Source organism: Candidatus Babeliales bacterium (genome assembly GCA_035288105.1).
Taxonomy (GTDB): Bacteria; Babelota; Babeliae; order Babelales; family Vermiphilaceae; genus SOIL31.
In genome coordinates, this window is sequence record DATEAY010000046.1 from 1 (window position 1) to 8,729 (window position 8,729).

Sequence of the window (8,729 nt, forward strand, 5' to 3'; positions counted from 1 at the left end):
AACCTCTGCTCCCTCTTCAACAATCAATTTCCCAAAACCAGCAACTTCTACCGTATATTCGCCAGCGAACAATGCCTCATTTTCTACAACACTATGTAGCTGCTTTATAAAAGCATTACTTGTTGTTTTGGTAAAACCACTCAACGCATGCAAAGCCAAAGTATCTAAAATCATAGTGGTACCTATTTCAGTCCCACCCTCAAGTAATTCTTGCCACGACATGGATTTTATTTTTTGATACGTTTCCTTGGCACAACGATTAATGAGATCTTTTTGAACTTGCGTGTGTAAACAATACTTCTCAGAAAACCTCACAATAACATCGGATTCTTCAGAAAACTTTGCCAAAACTGCTGCATAATGGAAGTCTTCTTCCTGACCAACTGCATCAGCAAACAACAGGCCTAATTGCAACATTCCTGTTGCCATATCTTTCCAATGCTCAATACTCGTAAAAGCCTGACCACTCTTATATATTCCTTTACCAACAGCACACGTTGCATCATAGAGTACATTCATTCCATGCAAAAGAACCTTCGTAACTACATGACAAAAATCAGATAATCCAAATGCAATAATAGGACAAGACTCTTTTGTTGCTTGCGCTGCACAAAAATGAACTACAGGAGCTAACGCTTGAACATGATGATTACGGGCAAAACTATTTTCTAATTGTTTGATTGTGTTGCAAGATTCGAATAACTCCCTCTCCAATTGACGATCAAGTTCTTTGCTACGCGTGACACGTACTGCATGAAGCGAATTAAGACGATCATTTAAGCGAATTGGATTACAAGCAAACTTTTTTCTTGACATCCATTGCTGCTCAAGTTTATCCAACTTTTGTACATCATCAACTCGCAAAATTCCCTGCTGTGATTTTTTATTTTGTTGTGTACGAATGGCCTGCGCTTCTTGCACAACAAAATCATGAAAGCCTGAACTTTCACCTCTTAAACCAAAGTAATATTCAAAGCCAGGAATATATGCCGTCTTTTTTTTGAAATGTTTATCATTTTTGATCTTGGCTTCAAGAGCCAATACATGCTCATTGTAACCACTCAAAGAACGGACATAGGTACGAAAATTTTCAAACGCAAACAAATTAAGATTGCTTAAAACTTCCTTTTCTACTGCCCCACAAAAAGCCCGCTGAAAATCCGCTACGGACATCAAAGTATAATGATGCTGTAATGAATTGTGAGTATGTGAACTTTCCTGTGTTTCATGCGGTCGAACATGATGACCATCATTTTTATTTGATACATATACTGGATCAAAAGAAACTTCTGCTTTATGATTTTGCAATCCCACTTCTGCAGATGAAAAAAATGAATAAATAAACAACACAAAACAAATGCTCATCTTTTTTACACTCACCGCGTAAACCCCTTATAAAAAATATCTCGAACCAATATACATTACTCATCCATATTGTACAAAAAGGGAATCTATTGTATTCAGCACCCAACACATTCTACAGTAATAACAACATGCAAAGGAGCTGTCATGATTAAAAAAAGTAGAATAATTATATTACTGATAACATCACTGACATCATCATTCCTTTATTCATCAGAACAACTGCGTGGAATTTCAGATTTTAGTCCACGATCACAAGACATGAATGCCGCGCGCGATATTGTTGGTTGGCACCCTTTTATTCATCGCTATGATGCAGAAAAAAATTATTCAGTAATCGGCTTTACACCAGAATATAATCAATCACTCAGACCAAAAAATATTTCACTCGCACTCTTTAATTCTGATACATTTTCACTTTCAGGCAGCCAAGTTCCTGGGCGCGCTGACACCAATGAACTGCTCGCTGATTATTTTGGATTATCTCCCGCTTTTGCAAATGATACTTTCTTTAAACCTCTTATTCGCAATCTCATCATTGATATGGCACTCTACATTGGGCTCGATAGATGGGTAAAAGGATTATACTTACAATTCCGCGGGCCTGGCGTGTGGACACAATGGAATTTAAAATTAAGTGAAGATATTTTGAACGAAGGAACAGATATCCCTTTTCCTGCAGGGTATATGGCTGCCAATGCGGTTAATGCTCCCTACACATCTTTTACTCAAGCAATGAAAGGCCTCTACCCTTTTGGTGAAGTTGAAAGATTAAAATATGGAAAAATATGTGGAGCACAAACGCTGAGCGGACTCGCTGCACTAGAAATAGTCTTTGGCTACGATTTTATACGACGAGAGACATCACATATTGGAATTAATTTCCGAGCATCTGCACCAACAGGATCTCGTCCCAAAGGTATATTTTTCTTTGAACCTCGCGTTGGTTGTGGAAAAAATTGGCGAATTGGTGTTGGTTTTACCGGACACACCAGACTGTGGGAAAAAGATGGAGAACAGGAATTATGCATGTGGGTTGAAGCAAACTTTACTAACATGCTTAAAGCCCGGCAAACTCGTTCTTTTGATTTTTGTAAAAATGGTTTTTTCAGTCGCTATATTTTAGCAAAAGAATTTGATGAAAATGGCATATTCACTGAACGCATAGTTCCTGCAATTAATTTTACAACACTTGAATGTGATGTTCATTGCAGCATTGTAGCAGACATGGTATTTATGTTTGCATATACCTATAACGATTTTCTTTTTGATATTGGCTACAATGGATGGATTAGAAGTAGAGAAAAAATTTGTCTGAGAGAAGGAATTGCTCCACATAAATTTGGTCTGAAAGGTGTACAATTCGCGGTTAATCCAATAACAGGACAACCAAACAATACAACAGAAAGCCTTGCAACTATTTATGAAACCGGTCCAATTATTCCCGATGGATTGTTCCCAGTATTCATCACAACGGGTGATATCAATGTAAAATCTGCAGCATCACCACTTATTATTACACAAAAATTATTCTGGCATTTTTCACATGCATGGACACAATGTACTAGTATCGATTCAATACCATTTTTAGGTATTGGTGCCGAAATTGAATTTGAAGGTATTAACACAAGAAACGCCTATCAGCCAACAAACACTACAATGGGACAAGCTAGCGTGTGGCTCAAAGGCGGATTTTCATTCTAACCCAACCTCCACTATATTTCGGTCGGGTACCCGTTAAGCAAAAGGCTTCCTAAAATATTTCGTGATTATGTCTTATCCGCGCTCATCCTGAACTTGTTGAAGGATTAAGCGCACATAATAAAAAACATTTTAAATCTAAAATTTTTATTAAATCTACAGATAAAAATGCAAGAGGCGCTGATCCTTCAACAAGTTCAGGATGAGCGCAGGGAAATATCTTAGAGTGGAAATAGAACTTAGTTTTCGTATAAGCTATTATTTTATGCGTAACGCATGCACATAATTAATCACATCTTGAACATTGTGCAAACCTTCAGCATCTTCATCATTAATTTCAATGCCAAATTCTTCTTCTATTTTCATGATAATATCAACCATATCAAGAGAATCTGCACCAAGATCTTGTAATGTTGACTGTGCATTTACTGCTGACACATCAATATGTAACTTCTCAGCGATAATGGAAATAATTTTACTTGCCGTTTCATTCATTTCAATTGCCATCAATTTATACCCCATACTCCATTTCATTTCGTACGGGGACCCCCCCGAGGAAATGAATATGATTTGTTATAACATCTCTTTAAGTGTGTCAATATCTCTCACCCCACGCTCACTTTATTCCGCGCGGGGACCCACTAAAGAGCTTGTTATTTTATTATCTCTTTAAGTGTGTCAATATCTGCTTTTTTTGCAATCGACATAACAATTTTTTCTGGATATTGCTGCTTAATTACTTCAGATAACTTATTACCTGGACTTGCAACAAGAATACAATCATAATCAACCAACTCTCGCATTACACGAGTCAAATCTAACGATGAATTAATGAGACGAATAAAGCGTTCTTTAGTATCTGCGCCTGCCGTTATTGTGTTGCCATCGATACAACTAATCAATGGTATTTTCAGATCTTTAAAATCAACTTTTTCCAAATAACTTTTAAACAGATCAACCACACTGTTCATCAATGATGAATGTAACCCTGCTTCTACACCAACATATTCCATTTGAGCATCACCAAACATATCTTGTAATTGTGCAAGACTTGTGCGACTTCCTGCAATAATGTGATCTGTAGGACTGTTATAAATAGCTACAAATACTTTATTTTCATCATCGCTGACTTTGGTACATGCAGCTTCAAGCTGTGCAGTTGCAATTCCCGTAACATGCAAAACATCCACTTCCATTTCATCAACAATTTCTTGATAAAATGAACAAAATTTATTCAATAAATATAAACCATCTGGCAAACTAAAACATCCCGCTGCAAACAATGCTGCGCTTTCACCATTATTGTATCCAGCAACAACATCAGGCTCTATACCATGTTCTTTTAAGACTGCGTAGGTAGCACTGCCAACTAAAAAGAGAGAAGTGTATGCATTTCCCATTTTACCTAATTCAACATCTGAAGACGCAAAACATAATTTAACAAAATTGGTATTTAAACAATTTGAGGCTTCTTCAAAATACTCTTGTACAATACGATATTCATCGTATAACTCTTTACCCATACCAACAAATTGGCTGCCATAACCAGGAAACAATAATGCTATTTTCATAGGAGTCCTTTAAGCGTTCGTAGGTTTCATCCCCAGCTTCGTTACTCTTAGCCGGGGTCCCCGTGTGAAATAAAATGGAACATGGGGTTAACAAGCTCACCACGAACGGAGTAAGAAATTTTTAATCCCGTTCGTCCTGAGTTTATCGAAGGAAACGAACTTTTTTAAACTTATTCCAAACTAGCACGAAACGCCTTCAAACGAGCAACAATTTCCTTTTTTCCTACAACAGCCAACAAATCAAATACTCCAGGACCAGACGCTTTTCCTAGTAATGCAAGACGAATAGGTTGTAATAATGTTACCAACTTAATACCAAGTTGTGCTGCTAGCTCTTTTGCAATAGCTGCACAATTATCATGCGTTAGTATCTCTTGCTGCTCAAGGGCATTAATCACTGCATCAAGATGAGACTTTGTCTCAGCACTAATCCATTTTTGCATGTCTTCTGCATGTCGCTCTTGCGTACCATCGTGTACCAGCACAACTTCTTCAACCATGCTTTTTAATGTTTTGACACGCTCTTTATACAGCGCAATAACTTGTTTAATTGTTTCAACAGGCCATGAAAATTGTGTAATAAAATGAGCATCAACATCGCGCACAATTGCATCAAAAATTTCTTCTTCTGTCATTGCTTTTAAGTAAACACCATTGACCCATGCAAGTTTTTCAAAATCAAAAATTGCACCTTTTTTACCAATATGTTCCAAAGAAAAGTGTTCAATCAATTCTGATAATGAAAATATTTCCTGATCACCATGTGACCAACCAAGACGTGCCAAATAATTAAGCAGTGCATGCGGAAGATAACCTTCACGCCGATATTCAACAACTGATGTTGCACCATCACGTTTACTTAATTTATCGCCACTTGGCCCCAAAATAAGAGGTAAATGTGCAAAAAATGGTACTGCATATCCACACGCTTCATACAGTAAAATTTGCTTTGGTGTGTTAACAATATGTTCTTCCCCGCGAATAATGTGCGTAATGCCCATAAAAGCATCATCAACTACCACAACAAAGTTGTACATGGGAAAACCGCCGGAGCGGAGAATAATAAAATCATCAAGTTGATCAAGACCAAATGTTATGGTTCCCTTAATAAGATCATCAAAAGAAACTTCAGTGCGATCTTTAGGCAACTTAAAACGAACAACATGTTGTTTTTGTTCATCACCGTTTTGTGTGGGTCTGTCACGACAGTAACCATCATACGTCACAAAAAAATCATCCCCTGCATGTTCACGCCCATAGCGCACAAGCAGTTCTTCTGGTGAGCAAAAACAACGATACGCTTTGCCTGCATCAATAAGTTGTTGCGCAACTTTTTGGTGCTCTGCTATACGCTCACTTTGCGTTACAATTTCTTCATCGTGTTCCAATTGCGTCCATGCAAATGAATGCAATATTGAATCACGATATTCAACTGTTGATCGCTCAAGATCAGTGTCTTCTATGCGAAGTAAAAACGCGCCACCATGGTGACGCGCAAAAAGCCAATTAAATAATGCTGTTCGCAACCCACCAATATGTAAATGCCCTGTTGGTGACGGCGCAAAACGAACTCGCACTGGTTTTTCAATACTCATTATGTCTCGCTACACAATCGTTAATGTAAGTTTATCTTGTACATGACTTACCCATGGAGATGGCGATATTTTTTCATCGCGTTGCTCATCAACAAGTTGTTGCCATACTTCACGTGCCGAATCAGTCTGATTCATTGCCCAGTAGTAGCGCCCCAAATAAAATTGTGCACTATCACGGAACTTATTATTGGCATCGTGCGCTAATTGTTTTAATGTTTCCAATCCAGTTGTTTTGATCACATCATCTGCATTGTCCAACTGCAGCAAGGCTCGTTCCATTTCGTACAAGGCCAGCATTGGCGATCCTGGCATATCAGTAATCATTTTATCCAATGTAGCAAGCGCTTCATCTCTTTTATCCTGATTTAATAAAATGCGAACTTTATAACCCAAATAATAGGGTAACAATGATGAGCTTGCATGCTTTTCATAATTTTTTTCAAACTTTTCAAGCAATGCAGACCATTCAGGATTTTTTTCACGTGATATTGTTTCGTATTCTGTCATTAAAGAACTGAAATCATATTGAGCTGCTCGCTCTTTTTTTACTACCCATAGTTTATGAGCAAAGAACAAAACCATTACCATCACAAAAACAGAAAAAACTACTCCGATCAATGTACTTTGCGCACGTAGTGCATCAGAAATAGTTTGGAAAATTGACGAACGCGTCGTTTTTTGAATAGCCATATTACATAACTCCACGAAAAACTGTTGTTAAACATATGATTTAGCCCAACTTTAATCCCCAACTCCGCTTCTTTCTCGCATTTCCAGTTCCTTTTAATGGGTACCCGATCGAAATGAAATGAAGATTGGATATAAAACGTACCATACCTGAGCAAAAAAATAAAGTGTCCTAAAGTTGCGCTTGATGAAAAACAGGCGGCTGCTTGACTACCTTGATGACATTCGTACCTTTTTCCAACAACACTTTTAAAGTTTCATTAAATGTCGGCATAATTTTTTGATCTATCGTTTTCTGAGCAAAAAAAATCGCCTGTGTAATTGCTTGCTCTTTTGAAGATCCATGTGCAATTACTACCGGCTTATTGACGCCCAATAAAAGCGCTCCACCTGTACGCGCGTAATCAATTTTATTTTTAATACGACTGAGTAACGGATATGTCAGACCAAGTAATACTTTCAAAAACAATGAGCGCGATGCTTCATCTTTCATCCAATCCATAACAGCCTTCGCTGTTCCCTGAATACTTTTAAGTAGTATATTACCGGTAAATCCATCAGTCACAATGACGTCAGCACGACCAGAAAAAATATCACGCGATTCAATATTACCAACAAACTCAAGATCTGTTTTTGACATTAACTCAAAGGCTTGTTTGACAAGAGTAGAACCTTTGTACGATTCATGTCCGTTAGAAAGCAACGCAATACGCGGTTGAGCTATATGTTTTACAAGACGCATGTATGCATAACCCATGTACGCAAACTGAACCATATATTCGGGCTTACAATCAGGATTTGCACCCAAATCAAGACAAAACAAGGAACCGTTATTAGTAGGCAAAAAAGTACCAATTGCTGGACGCAAAACACCCGGTACGCGACCAATAATAATTGTTGCCGCTGCCATTACGGCACCTGAGTTACCAGCAGAGACAAACGCCTGCGCTTTACCAGAATGCACTGCTTGCAACGCACGAATAATTGACGCATCTTTTTTACGTAACATACCGCGAATAGGATCTTCATCCATATCAATAACATCAGAACAATGAACAAGTTCTATTGGAAGAGAACGCCACCGAGGACAGTAATGTGCCAACAATGGCATAATTTTATCCTGGTTGCCAAATAAGATAAGGGGAACTCCTTTTTGTGCTGCAGCCAATGCGCCTTTGATCGTCTCTTGCGGGGCATAATCGCCCCCCATAACATCAACCGCAATCATTATAAAGTTCCTTATTATTAGCCCAAAGTTATCCCCAATTTTGACTTCTCTTCAATTGGGGTCCCCATTCGTAATGCAATGGAGAATGGGGTTAAATTACTCAGCTTGTGATTCGTCAGACGCTTTTTTTGCTGGCGTTTTTACTGCTTTTACAGCAAGACGCTTAACTTTTCTATCAGCCTTAGTAGCTAATACTTTAACACCTTTGTAAAAACCACAGTTTTTGCAAGCAGTGTGAGGAACGATTGGATCTTTGCAATTAAGGCAACCAGAGATTGCTTTTACTTTAATACCCTTATTTGCAAAGCGCGAATCACGACGGGCTCTGGAGCGTTTCCGTTTTGGTACTGGCATGACATCATCCTAAAAACTAAGAAAATATAAAATTAATGTTTCAAACTAAAGAATATACATTATTATACGGCAATTCTTTTAATAACGCAAAATCAAATAGATTAAGACTTTTTATGCCTCTCATCCCACTTATCAATATATTTTTGTATCATATCTGCACGATCAATCTCAGCAGGATGAGAGGGTTGAACAATTGCATGAGCAATTTTTGTTAAAATGTCTTCTTGTCTT

The 8,729-nt window shown here is 37.9% G+C and carries 8 protein-coding genes; 1 reads left to right on the top strand and 7 read right to left on the bottom strand.

What is annotated here, in order from left to right; translation table 11 throughout:
• A partial coding sequence (locus VJJ26_02410) for a hypothetical protein (protein ID HLC07019.1) occupies positions 1 to 1,380 on the bottom strand: 1,380 nt, incomplete at its 3' end.
• 129 nt (positions 1,381 to 1,509) lie between these two features.
• Between VJJ26_02410 and VJJ26_02415 the strand changes: the two genes are divergently transcribed.
• Complete coding sequence (locus VJJ26_02415; GenBank protein HLC07020.1) at positions 1,510 to 3,066, top strand: hypothetical protein; 1,557 nt, start codon at positions 1,510 to 1,512, stop codon at positions 3,064 to 3,066.
• Between the two features lie 255 nt (positions 3,067 to 3,321).
• On the opposite strand, the gene acpP is transcribed toward VJJ26_02415, so the two are convergent.
• From acpP to rpmF, 6 genes are all read right to left on the bottom strand, one after another.
• Positions 3,322 to 3,597, bottom strand: coding sequence for an acyl carrier protein (gene acpP, locus VJJ26_02420; GenBank protein ID HLC07021.1), 276 nt, complete (start codon positions 3,595 to 3,597; stop codon positions 3,322 to 3,324).
• A 119-nt stretch (positions 3,598 to 3,716) separates the two neighbouring features.
• A complete protein-coding gene (locus VJJ26_02425; protein HLC07022.1) occupies positions 3,717 to 4,634 on the bottom strand; it encodes an acyltransferase domain-containing protein in 918 nt (305 codons plus the stop codon).
• Positions 4,635 to 4,804: 170 nt separating this feature from the next.
• Positions 4,805 to 6,229: a glutamate--tRNA ligase gene (gene gltX / locus VJJ26_02430; protein HLC07023.1), complete on the bottom strand. Its 1,425-nt coding sequence runs from the start codon at positions 6,227 to 6,229 to the stop codon at positions 4,805 to 4,807.
• A 9-nt stretch (positions 6,230 to 6,238) separates the two neighbouring features.
• Entirely contained in the window at positions 6,239 to 6,919 is a 681-nt protein-coding gene (locus VJJ26_02435) for a tetratricopeptide repeat protein (GenBank protein HLC07024.1), read from the bottom strand.
• Between the two features lie 169 nt (positions 6,920 to 7,088).
• On the bottom strand, positions 7,089 to 8,144 hold the full coding sequence (plsX, locus tag VJJ26_02440) for a phosphate acyltransferase PlsX (GenBank protein HLC07025.1): 1,056 nt from the start codon (positions 8,142 to 8,144) through the stop codon (positions 7,089 to 7,091).
• 96 nt (positions 8,145 to 8,240) lie between these two features.
• On the bottom strand, positions 8,241 to 8,498 hold the full coding sequence (gene rpmF, locus VJJ26_02445) for a 50S ribosomal protein L32 (GenBank protein ID HLC07026.1): 258 nt from the start codon (positions 8,496 to 8,498) through the stop codon (positions 8,241 to 8,243).
• Positions 8,499 to 8,729 lie beyond the last annotated feature (231 nt).